18 protein-coding genes are annotated in these 18,466 nt (G+C 58.3%); 10 read left to right on the top strand and 8 right to left on the bottom strand.

Features of this window, described 5'->3' with window-relative positions; translation table 11 throughout:
* Positions 1-122 precede the first annotated feature (122 nt).
* From ASD54_RS23525 to ASD54_RS23490, 8 genes are all read left to right on the top strand, one after another.
* Complete coding sequence (locus tag ASD54_RS23525) at positions 123-860, top strand: FadR/GntR family transcriptional regulator (protein ID WP_062557026.1); 738 nt, start codon at positions 123-125, stop codon at positions 858-860.
* A gap of 42 nt (positions 861-902) precedes the next feature.
* A complete protein-coding gene (denD, locus tag ASD54_RS23520; RefSeq protein ID WP_062557025.1) occupies positions 903-1,889 on the top strand; it encodes a D-erythronate dehydrogenase in 987 nt (328 codons plus the stop codon).
* Positions 1,886-2,662 (top strand): SDR family oxidoreductase, encoded by a 777-nt coding sequence (locus ASD54_RS23515; RefSeq protein ID WP_062557024.1) that lies wholly within the window; start codon positions 1,886-1,888, stop codon positions 2,660-2,662. The genes denD and ASD54_RS23515 overlap by 4 nt, the downstream gene beginning before the upstream one ends.
* A gap of 87 nt (positions 2,663-2,749) precedes the next feature.
* Positions 2,750-3,817 carry a sn-glycerol-3-phosphate ABC transporter ATP-binding protein UgpC gene (gene ugpC, locus ASD54_RS23510; RefSeq protein ID WP_062557023.1) on the top strand — a complete coding sequence of 356 codons (1,068 nt, stop codon included), beginning with the start codon at positions 2,750-2,752 and terminating at the stop codon, positions 3,815-3,817.
* Between the two features lie 135 nt (positions 3,818-3,952).
* Positions 3,953-5,263: an ABC transporter substrate-binding protein gene (locus ASD54_RS23505; RefSeq protein WP_062557022.1), complete on the top strand. Its 1,311-nt coding sequence runs from the start codon at positions 3,953-3,955 to the stop codon at positions 5,261-5,263.
* Positions 5,264-5,329: 66 nt separating this feature from the next.
* Positions 5,330-6,274, top strand: a complete 945-nt coding sequence (locus tag ASD54_RS23500) for a sugar ABC transporter permease (RefSeq protein WP_062557021.1) — start codon at positions 5,330-5,332, stop codon at positions 6,272-6,274.
* Positions 6,275-6,348: 74 nt separating this feature from the next.
* Positions 6,349-7,248, top strand: coding sequence for a carbohydrate ABC transporter permease (locus tag ASD54_RS23495; RefSeq protein ID WP_062557020.1), 900 nt, complete (start codon positions 6,349-6,351; stop codon positions 7,246-7,248).
* A gap of 3 nt (positions 7,249-7,251) precedes the next feature.
* Positions 7,252-7,998 (top strand): SDR family NAD(P)-dependent oxidoreductase, encoded by a 747-nt coding sequence (locus ASD54_RS23490; protein WP_062557019.1) that lies wholly within the window; start codon positions 7,252-7,254, stop codon positions 7,996-7,998.
* A gap of 6 nt (positions 7,999-8,004) precedes the next feature.
* Here ASD54_RS23490 and ASD54_RS23485 read toward each other — a convergent pair whose 3' ends face one another.
* From ASD54_RS23485 to ASD54_RS23450, 8 genes are all read right to left on the bottom strand, one after another.
* On the bottom strand, positions 8,005-8,520 hold the full coding sequence (locus ASD54_RS23485; RefSeq protein WP_062557018.1) for a 2'-5' RNA ligase family protein: 516 nt from the start codon (positions 8,518-8,520) through the stop codon (positions 8,005-8,007).
* Positions 8,517-9,587: a LacI family DNA-binding transcriptional regulator gene (locus tag ASD54_RS23480; RefSeq protein WP_062557017.1), complete on the bottom strand. Its 1,071-nt coding sequence runs from the start codon at positions 9,585-9,587 to the stop codon at positions 8,517-8,519. Before ASD54_RS23480 ends, ASD54_RS23485 begins: the two co-directional genes overlap by 4 nt.
* Positions 9,587-10,402, bottom strand: a complete 816-nt coding sequence (locus ASD54_RS23475; protein ID WP_062557016.1) for an ABC transporter permease subunit — start codon at positions 10,400-10,402, stop codon at positions 9,587-9,589. The genes ASD54_RS23480 and ASD54_RS23475 overlap by 1 nt, the downstream gene beginning before the upstream one ends.
* On the bottom strand, positions 10,399-11,220 hold the full coding sequence (locus ASD54_RS23470; protein ID WP_062557015.1) for an ABC transporter permease subunit: 822 nt from the start codon (positions 11,218-11,220) through the stop codon (positions 10,399-10,401). The genes ASD54_RS23475 and ASD54_RS23470 overlap by 4 nt, the downstream gene beginning before the upstream one ends.
* An 87-nt stretch (positions 11,221-11,307) precedes the next feature.
* On the bottom strand, positions 11,308-12,441 hold the full coding sequence (locus ASD54_RS23465) for an extracellular solute-binding protein (protein ID WP_062557014.1): 1,134 nt from the start codon (positions 12,439-12,441) through the stop codon (positions 11,308-11,310).
* A 120-nt stretch (positions 12,442-12,561) separates the two neighbouring features.
* On the bottom strand, positions 12,562-13,641 hold the full coding sequence (locus tag ASD54_RS23460) for an ABC transporter ATP-binding protein (RefSeq protein ID WP_062557013.1): 1,080 nt from the start codon (positions 13,639-13,641) through the stop codon (positions 12,562-12,564).
* A 108-nt stretch (positions 13,642-13,749) separates the two neighbouring features.
* Positions 13,750-14,532, bottom strand: a complete 783-nt coding sequence (locus tag ASD54_RS23455) for an inositol monophosphatase (protein WP_244484835.1) — start codon at positions 14,530-14,532, stop codon at positions 13,750-13,752.
* 85 nt (positions 14,533-14,617) lie between these two features.
* Positions 14,618-15,640, bottom strand: coding sequence for a LacI family DNA-binding transcriptional regulator (locus tag ASD54_RS23450; RefSeq protein WP_062557011.1), 1,023 nt, complete (start codon positions 15,638-15,640; stop codon positions 14,618-14,620).
* A gap of 173 nt (positions 15,641-15,813) precedes the next feature.
* On the opposite strand from ASD54_RS23450, the gene ASD54_RS23445 reads away from it, so the two are divergent.
* On the top strand, positions 15,814-17,337 hold the full coding sequence (locus ASD54_RS23445) for a sugar ABC transporter ATP-binding protein (protein ID WP_062557010.1): 1,524 nt from the start codon (positions 15,814-15,816) through the stop codon (positions 17,335-17,337).
* A 59-nt stretch (positions 17,338-17,396) separates the two neighbouring features.
* Positions 17,397-18,407 carry an ABC transporter permease gene (locus ASD54_RS23440; protein ID WP_062557009.1) on the top strand — a complete coding sequence of 337 codons (1,011 nt, stop codon included), beginning with the start codon at positions 17,397-17,399 and terminating at the stop codon, positions 18,405-18,407.
* The last annotated feature ends 59 nt before the right edge of the window (positions 18,408-18,466 follow it).

Raw genomic sequence — 18,466 nt, 5'->3', positions numbered from 1 at the left:
GCCGCGATGCAGCAACGAATTTGCATTGACGCTAACGCAACCTTAAATACAGTGCATATCCGGTGGTCCGGCCAGTAGACCAGTATCAGGCTGATCGACGAGGGCGGACGGAGGAAGCGGCAATGAAGGCGGATGCCATACTGCATCAGGTTCCCATGGTCGGCGGGTCCGTGACCCGGCAGACTGCACGGGATGTGGTTGCAGACAAGCTGACGACCTTGATTGCGACCGGCATGTTGAAAGCAGGGGACGAACTGCCTGGAGAGCGTGAACTCGCGACCGTACTGCATGTCAGCCGGGAGACTGTTCGGGGCGCCATTCAGATCCTCGCGGGCAAAGGGTTTATCGAGGTATCGCAGGGAAGTCGCAGCCGCGTTGCGGATGTCGATCTCAGCCATCTGCCGATCACCCTGGCATCGAAAAGCGTGATCGACCGGTATGACCTTGAAGCCGTTCATGCGGCAAGACTGCTCGTGGAACTGGATGTCGTGCGTCAGGCCGCCCGAAACATGGACGGTGAAACGATTGCGAAATTGGAAAACCTGCTGGAGACCCAGCGGGAAGCAGGTCGGGATACGATGCGTTTTCTGATCTGCGACCGGGAGTTTCATCTGGCGATCTATCGGGTGTGCGGCAATCCATTGCTGACCGACATCGTGACGGACCTCTACGGTTATCTGATGGACTATCGCCGTCAGGCCATGGCGAAGCCGGGTGCCACGGAGAACAGCTACGAAGACCATGTGGAAATCGTGGAGGCGCTGAAGCGTAAGGATGATGATGCCGTGGTGGATGCTTTTCGAAGGCATCTGACCCGCATTTACGAGACCACGAAGGCGCTGCGCGCCGTTGCCGTCTGAAGGCAAGTATAAAATGAAATACGGCAGGGAGGAGCGCCGCACATGAAAGTTCTGGTCATTGGGTCTGCCGGGATGGTAGGCCGGAAACTGGTGGAAAGGCTCGGTCGTGAACCGGATTGCCTCGGCGCCAGCATCGATCAGTTGATACTGGCGGACGCTTTTCCGTCGCCGGTGCCGCAAAGCCTTGCTTCCGTCTCGTCGGTTCTGACGCTTGATTTTGCTGCGCAGGGATCCGCTGAAAAGCTTATCGAACAGCGACCGGATCTGATTTTCCATCTTGCGGCCATCGTTTCCGGCGAGGCCGAAGCCGATTTCGACAAGGGCTATACCATCAATCTCGATGGCACGCGGTTGCTGTTCGAAGCCATCAGGCAGGCAGGTTTGAAAGAGCCTTACGTGCCGCGTGTGATCTTTGCCTCCTCCATTGCGGTCTTCGGCGCACCCTTCCCGGATATGATCGGCGGCGAGTTCTTCACGACGCCATTGACCAGTTACGGCACACAGAAGGCTATCGCGGAACTGCTGCTGGCGGATTATTCGCGGCGCGGGATTTTTGACGGTCTTGGCATTCGCCTGCCGACGATCTGCATTCGACCGGGCACACCCAACAAGGCGGCATCCGGCTTCTTCTCCAACATTCTGCGCGAACCGCTTTCCGGCAAGGAAGCCGTGCTTCCGGTGGATGAAAATGTCCGCCATTGGTTTGCGAGCCCGCGCTCGGCGGTTGGCTTCTTCGTGCATGGTGCGACGCTTGATCTCTCCAAGGTCGGTCCGCGCCGCAATCTCACCATGCCCGGTCTCTCTGCCCTGGTCGGCGAGGAAATCGAGGCACTGCGCCGTGTGGCAGGCGAAAAAGCAGTCTCGCTGATCCGCAAGGAGCCGGATCCGGTTATCGCCAAGATCGTGGCCGGTTGGCCAACGAACTTCGATGCAAGCCGGGCAGTTGGTCTTGGTTTCAGAGCCGAGTCTACCTTCGATGAGATCATCCGCATTCATATCGAGGATGAATTGGGAGGTCATCTGGGATGAGTGAGGATACGAACCGGATGACAGGAAAGATCGCTCTTGTAACGGGCGGCGGTACGGGCGTTGGGCGGGCTATTGCTCGAGGCCTTGCCAAGGCTGGTTATGTGGTGGTGATCACGGGCCGCAGACTGGACCTGCTGGAAACCGCTGCGCGTGAACTTCGCGACGAAACCGGAGCAGCGGTGCATGCGATCAGCGCCGATATTGGCAACCCCGATGCGGTGAAGGCGCTATACGACCAGATCTCCGAGACATTCGGTCGTCTGGACGTGCTGGTCAACAATGCAGGCATGAGCGCACCTGGCGTTCCGCTCGAAGAGATCAGTTTCGAACAATGGAGCAATGTGGTTTCGGCTAACCTGACGGGTGCATTTCTGTGCACGCAAGGGGCGTTCAGGCTCATGAAGGCGCAGAACCCGCGCGGCGGCCGCATCATCAACAACGGTTCCATTTCCGCCACCACGCCGAGGCCGAATTCGTCGCCCTATACCGCAACCAAGCATGCGATTACCGGTTTGACGAAATCAACAGCACTGGATGGCCGCGATTTCGATATCGCCTGTGGCCAGATCGATATCGGCAATGCGGCGACCGACATGACGAAGAAGATCGCTGCGGGTGTGATCCAGGCAAACGGCAGCATGGCGGCCGAACCGACGATCGACTCGCGCCATATCGCGGACGCGGTGGTCTACATGGCGGGCCTGCCGCTCGACGCCAATGTTCTGACGATGACCGTGATGGCAACAAAAATGCCGTTCGTGGGACGCGGATAACAGCGAGGCGAAGCGGCGAGGCTGGAGGAGCCCGCCGTTTGCGCCAACAGACGACGAAATTTGACATCGCACTCTGGGAGGAGACGCATGGCTACCGTTCAATTTGCCGAGGTGAAAAAATCCTTTGGCGCCTTCCCCGTCATCAAGGGGGTCAATATAGATATCGAGGATGGCGAGTTCGTCATTCTTGTCGGGCCGTCCGGTTGTGGAAAATCCACACTGCTGCGCATGCTGGCTGGGCTTGAGAATATTTCCGGCGGCGAAATCCGCATTGGTGGCCGGCAGGTCAACAACCTGCCGCCAAAGGAACGCGACATCGCAATGGTGTTCCAGAACTACGCGCTCTATCCCCACATGACCGTTGCCAAGAACATGGCGTTTTCGCTGATGCTGAATTCGGCACCGCAGGCGGAAATCGACAAGCGTGTCAACTACGCGGCCGGTATCCTGGGCCTTACCAATCTGCTCGACCGCTATCCACGGCAGCTCTCCGGTGGACAGCGTCAGCGGGTGGCCATGGGGCGCGCCATCGTGCGCGATCCCCAGGTCTTCCTTTTCGATGAGCCGCTTTCCAACCTTGACGCCAAGCTGCGTGTTGCCATGCGCGCCGAGATCAAGGAATTGCATCAGCGGCTCAAGACAACGACGGTCTATGTGACGCATGACCAGATCGAAGCCATGACCATGGCCGACAAGATCGTGGTCATGCATGACGGGCGTGTGGAGCAGATCGGTTCGCCGCTGGAACTCTATGACCGGCCGAACAACCTGTTCGTCGCGGGCTTCATCGGTTCCCCGGCCATGAACATGATCAAGGGCAGGCTGGACCCGCAGGATCCCATGCATTTCGTGGCCAAGGACGGCACCCGGCTGCCGCTGACGCGAGCCTATGCGAATGCAGCCGGTCGCGACCTCGTCTACGGTTTGCGGCCCGAATATATTCGTCTCGATCCCAATGGCTATTCCGTTCCCGTCGTGGTGACGGAACCGACCGGCTACGAGACGCAGATGGTCGTGCAGTTCGGTGGCGCGGAAGTGAGTTGCGTTTTCCGCGAACGTATCCCGGCCCGTCCGGGCGAGAACATCTCGATCAATATCGATGCGGAGCATGTTCATCTTTTCGATGAGCAGACAGGAATGCGGTTGACCGCGTGATCAACGAGAATTGGTCGGGGAAGAGGAGCCCCGTCCAATTCTGGATCATCCGGCGCATGGTAGCGCGGCATGACCGGCAAGGGGCAGCCGGAATGTGGAACGCGACTTTGTCCCGATAACGGAGGAGGAGTAAACATGTCGATCAAGAGAAGAACATTCCTGGCCGGAACCGCAGGTCTGGCCGGTGCTGCCGGTCTTTCCGGTTTCGGTATCAATCCTGCATTCGCGGCAGAGCCGAAATACACGCCGGAAAAGGGGGCAAGCCTTCGCCTTCTGCGCTGGACGCCCTTCGTCAAGGGCGATGAAGAGGCCTGGCTGGCAAACACCAAGAAGTTCACGGAAGCGACCGGCGTCGAAGTGCGTATCGACAAGGAAAGCTGGGAAGACATCCGCCCGAAGGCGGCCGTTGCGGCAAATGTCGGTTCCGGCCCCGATCTTGTGATGTGCTGGTTCGACGACGCGCATCAGTACCCTGACAAGCTTCTGGATCTGACAGAGCTCGGCACCTATCTCGACGGCAAGTATGGTGGCTTCTACGATGGCGTGAAGGGCTATGCGACGCGCGAAGGCAAGTTCATTGCCATGCCTCTGACGGCCATCGGCAATGCCGTGGTCTATCGCGACAGCCACATGAAGGCGGCGGGCTTCAGCGAATTCCCGAAGGATACGAAGGGCTTCCTGGAGCTCTGCAAGGCGATGAAGGCCAAGGGCACGCCTGCCGGCTTCCCGCATGGCAAGGCGGTTGGTGATGGCAACAACTACGCTCACTGGCTGCTGTGGAGCCATGGCGCCAAGATGGTGGACGAAAGCGGCAAGGTGACGATCAACTCACCGGAAACGCTGGCCGCCATCAAATATGCCAAGGAACTCTATTCCACCTTCATTCCGGGCACGGAAAGCTGGCTCGACATCAACAATAACCGTGCCTTCCTGGCCGGTCAGGTGTCGCTCACGGCAAACGGCGTTTCCATCTACTACGCTGCCAAGAACGATCCGAAGCTGGCGGAAATTGCTGCCGACATGCGCAGCACCAACTTCCCGGTCGGCCCGGTCGGCAAGAGCATCGAGCTTCACCAGACGAGTTCCCTGCTGCTCTTCAAGCACACCAAGTATCCGGAAGCCGCAAAGGCCTACATCAAGTTCATGATGGAAGCTGACCAGATGAATGCCTGGATCAAGGGCTCCAGCGCCTATTGCTGCCAGCCGCTGAAGGCTTTCGCCAGTAACCCGGTCTGGACGGAAAACCCGATCCACGCGCCCTATGCCAAGGCATCGGAAACACTGCGTCCGAATGGCTATGCCGGCCCGCTGGGCTACGCTTCGGCTGCCGTGATGGCCGACTATGTTCTGGTCGACATGTTCGCCGCCGCCGTGACGGGTGCTTCCACGCCGGAAGATGCCATGGCGCAGGCGGAGAAGCGCGCCAACCGCTACTACCGCGTCTAACAGGATGATAGCCGGAGGGGCGCGCTTGTCGCCCCTCCGATTTTCAGCGCTTTGGAGTGAACCGTCATGACGATGCCCTCATCGGCCGGTCAGAATGCGCCGCAGCGTTCGCTCGGTGCCCGTCTCGGCAACAACCGCGATTTTCTCGGCTTTCTTTTCATGCTTCCCGCGGCAGTGTTCCTGCTGTGCTTTCTCACCTATCCGCTTGGGTTAGGCGTGTGGCTCGGGTTCACCGATACGAAGATCGGCCGGGACGGCATATTTATCGGGCTCGAGAACTATCAGTTCCTCTGGAGCGATAGCGTGTTCTGGATGTCGGTGTTCAATACCGTCCTCTATACTACGGTTGCCTCCGTCCTGAAATTTGCCCTCGGTCTGTGGTTGGCGCTTTTGTTGAACGAGCACCTGCCGTTCAAATCCTTTTTCCGCGCCATCGTGCTGCTGCCCTGGGTCGTGCCCACTGTTCTTTCGGCGCTGGCCTTCTGGTGGATCTATGACGCTCAGTTCTCGATCGTCTCCTGGTCGTTGATGAAAATGGGACTGATCGATGCGCCGATCAACTTCCTGGGCGATCCGACCAATGCACGTGCCTCGGTCATTGCAGCCAATGTCTGGCGCGGCATTCCGTTCGTCGCCATCTCGCTGCTTGCCGGCCTGCAGACCATACCAGCATCGCTTCAGGAAGCCGCTTCCCTGGACGGCGCCTCAAGCTGGCAGCGTTTCCGGCATGTGACCCTGCCGATGCTGACGCCGATCATTGCCGTGGTGATGACCTTCTCGGTGCTGTTCACCTTCACGGATTTCCAGTTGATCTACGTCCTGACCAAGGGCGGTCCAGTGAATGCCACGCATCTGATGGCAACGCTTTCCTTCCAGCGCGCCATTCCGGGCGGACAGCTGGGCGAGGGCGCCGCCATTGCGGTTGCCATGGTGCCCTTCCTGCTGGCTGCCATCATGTTTTCCTTCTTCGGCCTGCAGCGACGCAAGTGGCAGCAGGGCGGCGGCGATTGAGAGAGTTTGACGCATTTCCGGATAGGGAACCGGCTTGGTTCTTTCTGCAAATGCTCTGATTGAGGATCTGGTCAATGAATACCAAGGTACAGGCCGCCGATGGGGCGCTCACCGACGACAGCCAGGGCATGTCCTATCTCAACAGGCTGCCGCGCCGTATCGTTACCATTTATATTCCGATGGCGCTCTTCGTCTTCGTGCTGCTGTTTCCGTTCTACTGGATGGCGATTACAGCGGTGAAGCCGAATTCGCAGCTGACGGATTATGACAACTACAGCCCGTTCTGGGTGGTCGGCGCAACACTTGATCACATCAAGTATCTGCTGTTCGAAACCTCCTATCCCGGCTGGCTGTGGAGCACGATGGTCGTGGCCTTTGCCTCTACCTTCCTGTCGCTTCTGGCGTCCGTATTCGGCGCTTACGCGATTGAGCGGATCCGCTTTACCGGATCGCGGTCCATCGGCCTGTTCATCTTCCTGGCCTATCTGGTGCCGCCATCCATCCTCTTCATTCCGCTTGCCTTCATCGTCTTCAAGATCGGCATTTATGACTCGCGTCTGGCGCTGATCTTCACCTATCCAACCTTCCTCATTCCTTTCTGCACCTGGCTGCTGATGGGCTATTTCCGGTCGATTCCGTTCGAACTGGAAGAAAGCGCCTTGGTGGACGGGGCAAGTCGCTGGCAGATCCTCTCCAAGATCATTCTGCCGCTCGCGGTGCCGGGACTGATTTCGGCTGGCATCTTCGCTTTTACACTCTCGTGGAACGAGTTCATCTACGCGCTGACCTTCATCCAGTCTTCTGAAAACAAGACTGTGCCGGTGGGCGTTCTGACCGAACTGGTGCGAGGCGATATCTTCGAATGGGGTTCGCTGATGGCCGGTGCGCTGTTTGGTTCTCTGCCAGTCGTCATCCTCTACTCGTTCTTCGTGGACTACTACGTTTCGTCGATGACCGGTGCGGTCAAGGAATAACATATGAACAGTTATGATCTTTCAGGCCAGCACGCTGTCGTGACTGGCGGGGCTCAAGGTTTGGGCTTCGCCATGGCCAAACGCTTCGTGGAATCGGGCGCCAAGGTTACCCTGTGGGACGTGAACGAAGCACTGCTGTCGGAGGCGGTTTCAGCTCTTGGTGCCAATGCCCGAAGCGTGGCTGTCGATATCACGGACTATCCAGCTGTCGAGGCTGCGCATCGGGAGAGCGAGGAGAGGCAGGGTCCTGTCTCCATCCTCGTCAATTCGGCAGGCATTGCCGGACCCGCAGCGCCGCTCGATGTCTACGATGTCGAGATGTTCAAGAAAATCATCGATATCAACGTGCATGGTACATTCCACGTCAACCGCGTCTGTGTGCCAGGAATGAAAGCGCGCAATTACGGACGCATCGTCAACATCGCTTCCATCGCGGGCAAAGAAGGCAATCCAAATGCGTCCGCCTATTCCGCCTCAAAGGCGGCGGTGATCGGCATGACGAAATCGCTCGGCAAGGAACTGGCTGGCTTCGATATCGCCGTGAACTGCATTACGCCCGCGACGGCGCAGACGCGCATCCTCGAACAGTTGAGCGACGAGTTCATCGAATATATGCGATCGAAAATTCCGCGTGGTCGCTTCCTGAAGGTAGAAGAGGCGGCCGCCATGGTGACCTGGCTTGTTTCCGCCGAGAACAGCTTCACGACGGGTGCGGTGTTCGATCTTTCTGGCGGGCGGGCAACTTACTGACGCCCTTCATTCAAGGACATGGCGGTAAACGATCTGCCAGTCCTTGATTGGGATGGACTGTGCCGAGGCTGTCACCACAACTTCCGTGAAGCGGATCACTTTGCCGGTCAGGCGGGTACTGAGATCCGCGATCGGTGCCGCTTTCTGCTCTTCGGTCACGCCGTAAGCGAGCGAAATATGTGGCATGAAGCTTTCCACTTCGCCGCGCTCAAAGGCTTTCACCGCCCGCGTCTTCAGGCCGATAAGAGGACCGGCGGCCTCGAAACCTGCAAAGAGCGAGCGGAAAAACAGCGGCAAACCGTCGACGCGATTGATCTTCGCCTCAAACGAAGTCTGTCCGGCGAAATGATGGCTCAGCGCCGCCGCCAGATCATCCCGCGACCGCGGCATGTCTTCCATCAGGGTTAGATGCGGGCAGAATGATTCAGTATTGAAGCGCTCAGACAGATCATCGACGATCGCTTGAAAGAATTGCAGGTCGTCTGCGGCAGGCATCAGCCAGATCGAGTGCCATTCGCTCATTCGGCTTCGTTTCCTTTTGAAGGTTCTGGTTTTTTCCCGGGCAAGGGTCGGACCGTCTCGCGGACGACCAGTGGCAGATCGAGTTGCGAGACGATCGGCGCCGCGGTCGGTTCCTTCAGCCGTTGCTCCAGAACCTGCAAGATCTCCCGCGCCTGCCGCTCCGCATTCTGCTGGAAGGTGGTCAGCCGGTAGGCGCCCCAGCGGGCCTGCGGTACGTCATCGAGACCGATGACCGACAGATCGGCCGGGATCGAGAGCCCCAGCATGTCGCGGGCATAATCCATTAGTCCGAACGCCATGAGGTCGTTGACGCAGAAAACGCCTTCGATCTTGCGTTCCTTGGTCAGAAGCAGTGATGCTGCCAGCGTTCCACCATCGTAATTGGTTCGCTCGGCCCGCTCTACATGAACTTCGAGTCCGAGGTCCCTTGCCTTGCGCGTGTAAGCCTCTTCGCGTTCCACAAGGTTGGGGCTGCCAACGGCGGACGTTACAAGGCCGATGCGCCGCATGCCTCGCGCGGCGAAAAGGTCCACCGCCGTTTCTGCTGCCAGCACGTTGTTGATGCGGATGTGGTCCGGCCCAACTTCGCTTCGGCCAACGGCGATCAGCGGCTGACCGTTGCGTTGTGCGAGATCGACAAACGCCTTGGATGGCATGCCGGAAAGAATGATCGTGGCTTCCGCCCGGTAGCGCAGGAGGGTTGCATGCGAGGCGCGGCCTGCTTCTGTCTGATCGGTTGTGATCAGCACCGGAACCCTGCCGCTTTCGATCAGGAGGCGCGAAAGGGCAGCGATCTGCTGCGAACGGAACGGCGTTTCCGCATCGGAGGCGATCATACCGATCAATTGGCTGCGGTTGGCCAGCAGTCCGCGCGCCAGATCATTGACCTGATAGCCAAGCTCTTCAGCTGCCCGGAGCACCTTCTCTCGCGTCGCAGGCGAGACGCTGGCTCCGTGCGTGAAGGTGCGGGAAACGGCAGAGCGCGAGACACCTGCACGTTGCGCGACTTCATGCGCACTGATGAAGCGCGGCAACTCCATTTCATCTGTGCCGTTTTTCTCTGCCATTACCGGCCCACCTTGGAAAGCACATCCGCCCGCAGGAAGCGTTCAATGACCAGCATGAACGCAATCGACGGAATAAGTAGGATGAGAGCGGTGATAGAAGCAATCTGATAGTTACCGCCGGAGCTTGCCGTATAGAGCAGGAGCGGCAGGGTGGAGATATCCGGCGCGCCCACGAAATAGGTGCCGGTAAACTCGTCGAGCGATTCCAGAAACACGAAGACGGCGCTGGCGAGAAGGCCGGGTGCCGCAATCGGCAAGGTGACATCCCGAAAAGTACGCATCGCCGAGGCGCCCATGGAGCGAGCAGCTTCTTCCAACTCGCGGTCGATGGCGGAAAATGCAGCTGTTGCGATCCAGACCGCATAGACCAGCCCGTGAGTGACATGCACCAGCACGACGCCGATGACTGTTCCATTCAAACCAAACTGGTAGAAAATACGGGCAATATTTACATAGACCGGCAGGTTAGGGAAGGCTTGCGGTATAAGGAGGATAAGCAGGATAAGACCGCGTAGCGGCAACTTCAGGCGCGCCAGGGCATAACCCGCCGGTATCGCGAGACCGATGGAGAGCACCACGGTCAGGCTGGCGATGAGAATGCTCATCAACAGGGAGCCCGTTGCGTTACCGCGCGGTGAGAATACGTTCACCCAATAGGAAAATCCGTATTGCAGCGGCAGCGCATGGGGGAAATACCATTTCTCTGCGATAGCCCAAAGCAGCAGGTTCGTCAGCGGCCCGAAGATCGCGAAGGCGAGAAGGCCAAGGCCCAGCGCACGCGGTATCCACTTCAGATCGATCATGAGCGTTTTCATCTGTGTTCCCTCATGGTTTGCCGCAGATAGATCCAGGCCACAAGACTGGTGGTGAGCAGCGAGATCACGCCAAGCGCGTTGGCCACGCCATAATCACCATAGGCATTGATGCGGAAAGCCATGCTTGCGGTTATCATTGTCGGGGACTGTGCGTTGATCATCAACGGTACCGAAAGCACCGACATCATCGTGACGAAGCTGAGAATGAGCCCGACCATAAGCGTTGGCAAAACCTGTGGCAGGATGATTTCGATGAGAATTCGAAGGCGTCCGGCACCCAGATTACGTGCAGACTCGATCATTGAACGATCCAGCGAGGCCATGGCACCCGCCAGCAGCAGCGTGACGAATGGCGTCTGTTTCCAGACGAAGGCGATCACAATGCCGCGCCAGTCCAGAAAGCTCATGGTTTGCAGTGGTGTCACCAGACCGGTTTCGATCAGCATGCTGTTCATCAGGCCGTTCTTCGCGAGAAAGGTTCGCAGGATCTGACCGACCACGATGAAAGGCACGAAAAGCGGCCAGCGATAGAGCCAGCGCAGGATGGCAACAGCCTTCGGATTGGAGCCCAGCGTCAGGTATCCGCCAATCGCCACAGAGCAGAGGCCGATCAACGCCGCCGAAAGCGAAACGATGACGATCGTGAACAGGATATCGCTGCTGTAAAGCTCGAAGGCTTTGTAGAAATTGGCGAAGCCGAAGCTCCCGTCCGCGTTGAACGCGCCCGTGACCGAGCTTGCAAGCGGCACGATGAACAGAAGCAACACGATGATGAGGGCGGGCGTGACCAGCAGCAGCCCGATCAATGGTAATGGCATGAGGGATCACCCGGCATGGAGAGGTGAGCGAGTTTTGTCGCCTGGAAAAGTGAGGATGCGGGACTGAACCCGCATCCTCCTAGGGATTCAGTTTCCGACCTGACGCTCGTAGGCTTCGAGGATCGCCTTGTTATAGGGAGCAATCGGGAAAGCCTTGCCGTTCTTGGCGAGATCATCCGGGGAAATATCAGTGAAGAGCTTTTCCCAGGTTGCCTTGTCGAGCTTGGCCTGCACGTGCTGCGCATCAATGCCCGGATACCAGTTGAAGCGTTCCACGATACCCTTGGCCTGAACTTCCGGGCTGGTGGCAAGGTTGACGAACTTCTCGGCCAGATCCTTGTGCGGGGCCTTGGCAGGAATGGTGTAATGCATGGGCTGGCCCGGCATGCCCGGCGCAGGCAGCACGAGTTTCATGTCCGGCGGCAACTGGCCCTTGGCCTTCCAGGAATAGAACATGTCGACCCAAACCGGACCAATGGCGATTTCACCACGGCTCAGCATGTCCAGAGTGCCGGCATTGCCCGGCGTCAGGGTCGCGTTCGTCGTGAAATCCTTCAGCTTGTTGAAGGAATCGTTCCATTTCGCAGCCTGTGCCGCATCGAACGGGCCGTTCTGAAGTTTGTCGGCATCGCCGCCGAAAGCGTAGATCCAGCCCATGACGAAGCTCACGCCCGATGCGCCGCCCTTGATGCCGTTATAGCCAAATTGCTTGGGGTTCTTCTTGGCCCAGGCAACAAGCTCTTCGTAGCTCTTTGGCGGATTTGGAACGAGGACGGGGTTATAAGCAAGTGCGGTCTGGCTGTTGAACATCGGCATGACATAGCCGTCAACATTGGTGCCGAGCGCCATCTTGGCATTGGCGCGCGTCACAAGAGCACCGCTTTCGATCTTGCCACGGTACTTTTCCAGATAGCTCTTTTCGACCATCGGGCCGACGAACTTCTCATGCACCACGGCAACGTCTGCATCCCATGTCTGTACATTAGCCTGCGCCTGCGCATCGAAACGCTCAAGGATCTTCTGCGAGCCTGCATCGCCGGGGCCGGTTCCGACAGCGCGAACCTTGACGCCCGGGTTCTGCTTTTCGAACATTGGTCCGAGAAACTCGTTGATGTAATCAACCATGTTCTGGTCACCCGCCGTCATGACAGTCAGTTCCTGCGCCATGAGCGGCGAGGTGCTGAGGCCGAGCGCCAGGATTGAATACGCTACTTTCTTCATTGCAACCTCCCTTTGGGGTTTTGTTGTCCAAGGCAATGCAGGCCCGTTCATGTACGCCGGAGCCCGGGTTGAACGGCGGATAGGCATCCGCCGGTCGGAGCATTCGCTCCGTCTTCCCCTTCAGTTGGGGGGAAAGATGTAAAGCCGATCTTCCGGAATGCGCATTTCGACCTCCGCTCCGTCTTCGAAGCGGGTGTGCGAATCCACGATCACGGTACGGTCGCCGATATGGATGACATGCCGCCAGATGCCGCCCGGATAGCTGACTTGCTCGACATGTCCGTGAAGCAGAAGGTGAGGCTGCCCGGATGTATGGCTGTGATCGCCTTTGGCAGAAAGCAGGATGGCCTCGCTGCGGAACCTGGCGATTGCTGCACCCGTAGAAAGCTCTCTGCCGGCTTTCGAAAATGAGGCGGGACTATTGTAGTGGCCTTCCTTCACATCCACCGCTTCGCCGTGCACCACGATATCGAGATCGATCAGGTTCTCGGCGCCCATGAAGGCTGCAACGAAGGCTGAATTCGGCCTGTTGTAAACCTCGAGCGGTGAGCCAACCTGCGCGATTTCGCCGGCATTCAGGATGACGATCCTGTCGGCCATCACCATGGCTTCCTCACGATCATGCGTCACATGGACGGCTGTGATCCCGAGGCGACGCTGGAGGGCGCTGATCTCGTGGCGAACTGTCAGTCGAATGCGGGCATCGAGGTTGGAAAGCGGTTCATCCAGCAACAGGATCTCCGGATTGATCGCCAGGGCACGCCCCAGCGCCACGCGTTGACGCTGTCCCCCGGAAAGCTCTCCCGGTTTACGATGGCCAAGGGCATCAAGACCCAGAAGCCCCTTCATCTCATCGATGCGTTTTTTCGCGATGCTGGTTTCGGTGCGCCGAAGTTTGAGGCCATAGCCGATGTTCTGGTCCACCGTCATATGCGGCCAGAGGGCGTAGGACTGGAACACCAGCGCCATGCCCCGCTTGTCAGGCGGAAGGCGGGTGACATCCTTGCCGTCGATGGAAATCGTGCCATGCGTTGGCGTGTTGAAACCCGCAACCGTTCGTAGCAATGTTGTCTTGCCGCAGCCCGACGAGCCCAACAGCGCAACGAATTCGCCCTTCTTGACGGACAAATCAACCCCTTTGAGGATCTCTGTCTCGCCATAGCGAACGCGAGTCTGTGATATGTTCAAATAACCGCTCATCCGTGCCTCCTTGTCACAGATAATATGCACAGCTGTGCAACAGTTTTGTGAATGCGCCGCTTGATTAGTGATATCAGGCGATCCTCCTCGATTGCCCGATATCGGCGGCTATTCAGCTTTCAATGCGATGCCGGTGGCCCGGCAAACAGCTTCAGCGAGGCGCGGGGTAACCGCCAGGACGGGACCACCGCGCAGGATCTTTTCAGGTCCTTCGAAAGAGCAGACGAGGCCGCCCGCTTCCTCGACCATCAGCAAGCCAGCAAGACAATCCCATGAGTTCATGTGCGCTTCAGCATAAGCGTCGTTGCGACCATCCGCGACATAGGCGATGCCCAGCGCGCCGGAGCCGGCGCGGCGAACGTTGAAGCCCGCATCGATGAGATCTTCAAGCGAAGAGAGATAGTCGCTTTTGGCGATTCTCGTGGACCAGCCCAGTTCTACCGTCGCAGAACTTGCCTCGGAACGATCGGAAACCGAGATCGAAACGCCGTTGCATGTGGCACCGCGTCCGCGCTGTGCGAAATGGAGCTCTTTGAGAACCGGATTATAAATCGCGCCGATCTCGGTCACGCCGTCGACCACGTAGGCGATGGCAATACAAAAATGCGGAATGTTACGAGCGAAATTGGCCGTTCCGTCGATGGGGTCGACGACCCACAGCTTTTCCCCGGAGGTGCCACCGCTTTCCTCACCGAAAAAGCCATCGTCCGGAAAGGCCTCAAGCAATCGCTGCCGAAGGAACTCCTCGCAGCGACCATCTGTTTCGGTCAGATAATCCTGAGGCCCCTTCATCTGCGTCTGTCGCGCCTTGCCGTAACCGGCCAGTGCAATAGCGCCAGCCTCGACGATGATGCGACGGCAGAAGTCTGCCTTGTGGTCCAAGCTATCCAAGTTTCGCCCTCCCAAGCGTCTCGGCCTCATGATGCTTGCACAGCTGTGCAAGCATGTCAATTCTTACGTAAGGATATTTGCAACTTCATCGCAAGGACGCGGAGAGCGGCTCACTGACGGAGCCCCGAACGATAAGATCGGGAATAATCAGATGCTCGGTTGGCTCCTGCTCCGGCGTCTCGAGCATTGTCAGAAGCGATGCCATGGCTTGTTTGCCAATGGCTGAACGGGGCTGGCGGATGGTTGTCAGCGCCGGCTTGACATAGATTGCCTGCGGTACATCGTCGAAACCGATCACCGAAAACTCCCTTGGAATGTCATAGCCGCGTGCCGCCAGGCCATTCATCACGCCCAGCGCCGTGGCATCGTTCACGCACATGAACGCGGTAGGCAGAGTGTCACGCATGAAAAGCTGCTCGACTCCCAGTCGTCCGCTTTCGATCGTGCCATCGCCATCCAGCACCAGTCGGTTTTCCGGCGCAATGCGTGCCGCGTTCATCGCATCCTCGAAACCCTGGCGGCGGCGCTGCTGGCCAAGGCGGGTCTTGCTATCGCCAATGAAGGCAATGCGGCGGTGTCCAGCGGAAAGCAGATGTTCCGCAGCTTTGCGACCGCCTGCCTTGTCGTCCACACCAACATAGGGGATCTTGCTGTCAAAAACCGGCTCGAAAACGGCGACTGAAGGCGGCAGTCGCTCCGCGAGTGCCTGATGACCAAACGGCTGGTGACCAGTAAAGAGCACAAGTCCCGCGGCCTGCCCGGAACTGACGAACTTCAGATACTCCAGGCCTCTTTCCGCATCGTTCTGGGTATGCCCGATGAGCACGCCATATCCGCTGGCTCTTGCCTCGTTTTCCAGTCCGATCAGGATCGAGGAGAAATTCGGATCGGCAATATCTGGCGCCAGCACCAGGATCATATTCGAGCGGCCCATTCGAAGCGACCGCGCCATGGCGTTTGTCGTGTAGCCGGTTATCGCAATAGCCTGGTTCACGCGCTGGCGGGTCGTCTTGGCAACTTTCTCCGGGGTGTGAATGGCCCGGCTGACCGTCGCGATGGAAACATCCGCAAGCCGGGCGACATCCTCGATTGTTGCCGGATTGCTCATCGTCGCGGTACCCCATCACGCGTTAAAGCTCGACGTTACAGGTCTGTTCGCAAATGCGAAATGCTGAGATAGGTGAAATCCCCTGATATTGTGCGATGTAAACCTTTACATGATCGATGTAAAGGTTTACATCATGGGTATATTAGCAGTTGAGGAGCTGCTGGGAGGGGTGAATGGCGGTTCTGGGCGAGGGGTCGCAGCCTGTTGTGCTGGCGGCTGAACGAGTCTCAAAATCCTTCGGGGAAATACAAGTTCTTTTCAGCGTCGACTTCGATGTCAGGCGCGGCGAGGTTCATGCCCTCATGGGTGAGAATGGCGCCGGCAAATCGACTCTTGTGAAGATTCTTTCCGGCTTCGAGCAGCCCACCTCTGGCAAGATCCTGCTGGACGGGCAGCCGGTCGCCTTGCCTGCAAATGGCTCGGCCGAATCGCTCGGCATTGTTCTGATCCATCAGGAATTCAATCTCGCGGAACATTTGACGGTCTCGGAAAGTCTTTTCCTCGGGCGAGAGGTCACGCGCTTTGGTGTCTTGAACAAGGCGTTCATGCGCGAGCGCACCCGCCATTATCTGGACCAGCTTGGTACCCGCATTCACGAAGATGCGCTGATTGGATCGCTTTCAGTGGCGGAAAAGCAGATGGTCGAGATTGCCAAGGCAATTTCGCGCGAAGCTCGCGTCATTTTCATGGATGAGCCGACCGCTGTCCTCTCGCGAGAAGAGACCGGCCTATTGTTTGAGCAGGTGCGCCGTCTTCGCGCTGAGGGAACGAGTTTCGTTTTCGTGTCGCACAAGCTTGAAGAGGTGATGGAATTGACCGACCGGGTCACCGTCCTCCGGGATGGGCAATGGGTAAAAACCGCACCAACCAAGCTGCTGGATGGCGAGGCCATTGCGCAACTGATGGTTGGCCGCGAGCTCTCAACGCTTTACCCGGCAAAGCATGAACCCGATGTCGACGAAGAGGTTGTGCTTTCGGTGCAAGGCTTGACCACCGGCTATGTCAAGGACGCCAGCTTCGATCTGCGAAGGGGGGAAATTCTCGGCTTTTCGGGCTTGATCGGCTCTGGTCGAACGGAACTCATGGAGGCGGTTGCCGGTCTTCGCAGCCGCCAGTCCGGCACCGTGGAAATACATGGCCAAGCCATGGCGTCGTCGGACTTCCGGGCCGCCAATGCTGCAGGCCTCGCCTACATGACCAAGGATCGCAAGGGCCACGGGCTTCTCCTTGGTGAAAGCATGGCCGTGAACCTGACGCTGCAATCGCTCGATCGCCATGTGAAGGGTGGCTATCTGGATCCGGTCAGCGAAAGCAAGGCGCTCGTCCGTGCAAAGCGCCGCTTCGATATCCGTGTGCGCGACGAGAATGTCCGCGTCGGCCGCATGTCGGGCGGCAACCAGCAAAAGTTGTTGCTCGCCAAGATCATGGAGGTCGAGCCGAAAATCATCATCATCGATGAGCCAACGCGCGGCATTGACGTCGGCACCAAGCAACAGATTTACCACTTCATTGCGGCGCTCGCCCGCGAAGGTCGCTCCATCATCGTCATTTCTTCGGAAATGCCGGAGGTGATCGGGCTCTGTACGCGCGTCGCGGTCATGCGCGAGGGGCGTATCGTCGGCATGCTCGAAGGAGAAGACGTCTCCGAGCAGATGATCATGCGCTATGCGGCCGGCTTGCGTCGGCAGGCAGGTTGAAGTGGGTAGCAGCCAGCAATTGAGAACCCGGCAGAGGTCCGTCGGGAGGAGTGGGGATTATGTCGGTCGAAGCTGAAGGGCATTCAGGTGCCCGTCGTCAAAGAGCATGGCGTGATATCGATCTGAGGGCGGTCGCGCCCTTTGCAGCGCTGCTGTTGCTGCTCATCATCGGTGCCCTGGTGAACCCGAACTTCATCGGCCTCACCAATCTGGCAAATGTTGCGACACGCTCAGCCTTTATTGCGATCATCGCTGTCGGCGCTACGTTCGTCATCTCTGCCGGGGATCTTGATCTCTCGGTCGGATCCATGGTCGCTTTCGTTGCCAGCCTCATGATCCTGTTCATGAATTCCGGAGCCATAGCTGATCCGGGCTTGATGATTGCCGCAGCGGTGGCGCTTGCCATCGTCATCGGATCGCTATGTGGCCTGGCAAACGGGCTCATTACGACGGTCGGGAAAATCGAGCCGTTTATCGCGACCCTCGGAACCATGGGCATCTATCGCGGTCTCACGACCTGGCTTTCCCAGGGTGGCGCCATCACGCTGCGGTCGGCGGAACAGCAATCTATCTACCGTCCGGTCTATTTCGGCTCCATTCTCGGCGTGCCGGTCCCGATCCTCGTCATTCTATTGGTCACGGTCATCGCAGCTTTCATCCTGTATCGAACGCGCTATGGCCGCCATGTGACGGCTGTAGGTTCAAGCCGGGATGTGGCGCGTTATTCCGGTATCGCGGTGGATCGGGTGCGCACCATAGCTTTCATCATCCAGGGGCTTTGCGTCGCGATTGCCGTGCTTCTCTATGTTCCGCGTCTCGGGTCCACATCGGCCACAACCGGCATCCTGTGGGAACTCCAGGCCATCACCGCGGTCGTGGTCGGCGGTACGGCGCTCAAGGGCGGTGCGGGTCGCGTCTGGGGCACAATTTGCGGGGCCTTCATTCTCGAGCTGGTCGGCAACATCATGCTGCTGTCGAATTTCATTTCGGAATATCTGATCGGCGCCATACAGGGCACCATCATCATCGTCGCCATGCTGGTTCAGCGGTCGCTGGCCCGCAAGGGATAGACATAACCACACGCTTGCCTGGCCGGATCAGGGGTCGTCCGGATGAGGTGTCAGAAGAC

Source organism: Rhizobium sp. Root149 (genome assembly GCF_001427345.1).
GTDB lineage: Bacteria > Pseudomonadota > Alphaproteobacteria > Rhizobiales > Rhizobiaceae > Neorhizobium > Neorhizobium rhizoryzae.
Note: the sequence above shows the minus strand (reverse complement) of the source record. Positions and strands in the feature narration are given on the sequence as shown.

Coding starts and splice junctions, on each gene's coding strand:
- ASD54_RS23490 (WP_062557019.1), top strand. CDS start 7,252: ATGAACAGTTATGATCTTTCAGGCCAGCACGCTGTCGTGACTGGCGGG.
- ASD54_RS23495 (WP_062557020.1), top strand. CDS start 6,349: ATGAATACCAAGGTACAGGCCGCCGATGGGGCGCTCACCGACGACAGC.
- ASD54_RS23470 (WP_062557015.1), bottom strand. CDS start 11,220: ATGCCATTACCATTGATCGGGCTGCTGCTGGTCACGCCCGCCCTCATC.
- ugpC (WP_062557023.1), top strand. CDS start 2,750: ATGGCTACCGTTCAATTTGCCGAGGTGAAAAAATCCTTTGGCGCCTTC.
- ASD54_RS23505 (WP_062557022.1), top strand. CDS start 3,953: ATGTCGATCAAGAGAAGAACATTCCTGGCCGGAACCGCAGGTCTGGCC.
- ASD54_RS23465 (WP_062557014.1), bottom strand. CDS start 12,441: ATGAAGAAAGTAGCGTATTCAATCCTGGCGCTCGGCCTCAGCACCTCG.
- ASD54_RS23485 (WP_062557018.1), bottom strand. CDS start 8,520: ATGAGCGAATGGCACTCGATCTGGCTGATGCCTGCCGCAGACGACCTG.
- ASD54_RS23445 (WP_062557010.1), top strand. CDS start 15,814: ATGGCGGTTCTGGGCGAGGGGTCGCAGCCTGTTGTGCTGGCGGCTGAA.
- denD (WP_062557025.1), top strand. CDS start 903: ATGAAAGTTCTGGTCATTGGGTCTGCCGGGATGGTAGGCCGGAAACTG.
- ASD54_RS23480 (WP_062557017.1), bottom strand. CDS start 9,587: ATGGCAGAGAAAAACGGCACAGATGAAATGGAGTTGCCGCGCTTCATC.
- ASD54_RS23450 (WP_062557011.1), bottom strand. CDS start 15,640: ATGAGCAATCCGGCAACAATCGAGGATGTCGCCCGGCTTGCGGATGTT.
- ASD54_RS23475 (WP_062557016.1), bottom strand. CDS start 10,402: ATGAAAACGCTCATGATCGATCTGAAGTGGATACCGCGTGCGCTGGGC.
- ASD54_RS23525 (WP_062557026.1), top strand. CDS start 123: ATGAAGGCGGATGCCATACTGCATCAGGTTCCCATGGTCGGCGGGTCC.
- ASD54_RS23515 (WP_062557024.1), top strand. CDS start 1,886: ATGAGTGAGGATACGAACCGGATGACAGGAAAGATCGCTCTTGTAACG.
- ASD54_RS23500 (WP_062557021.1), top strand. CDS start 5,330: ATGACGATGCCCTCATCGGCCGGTCAGAATGCGCCGCAGCGTTCGCTC.
- ASD54_RS23460 (WP_062557013.1), bottom strand. CDS start 13,641: ATGAGCGGTTATTTGAACATATCACAGACTCGCGTTCGCTATGGCGAG.
- ASD54_RS23440 (WP_062557009.1), top strand. CDS start 17,397: ATGTCGGTCGAAGCTGAAGGGCATTCAGGTGCCCGTCGTCAAAGAGCA.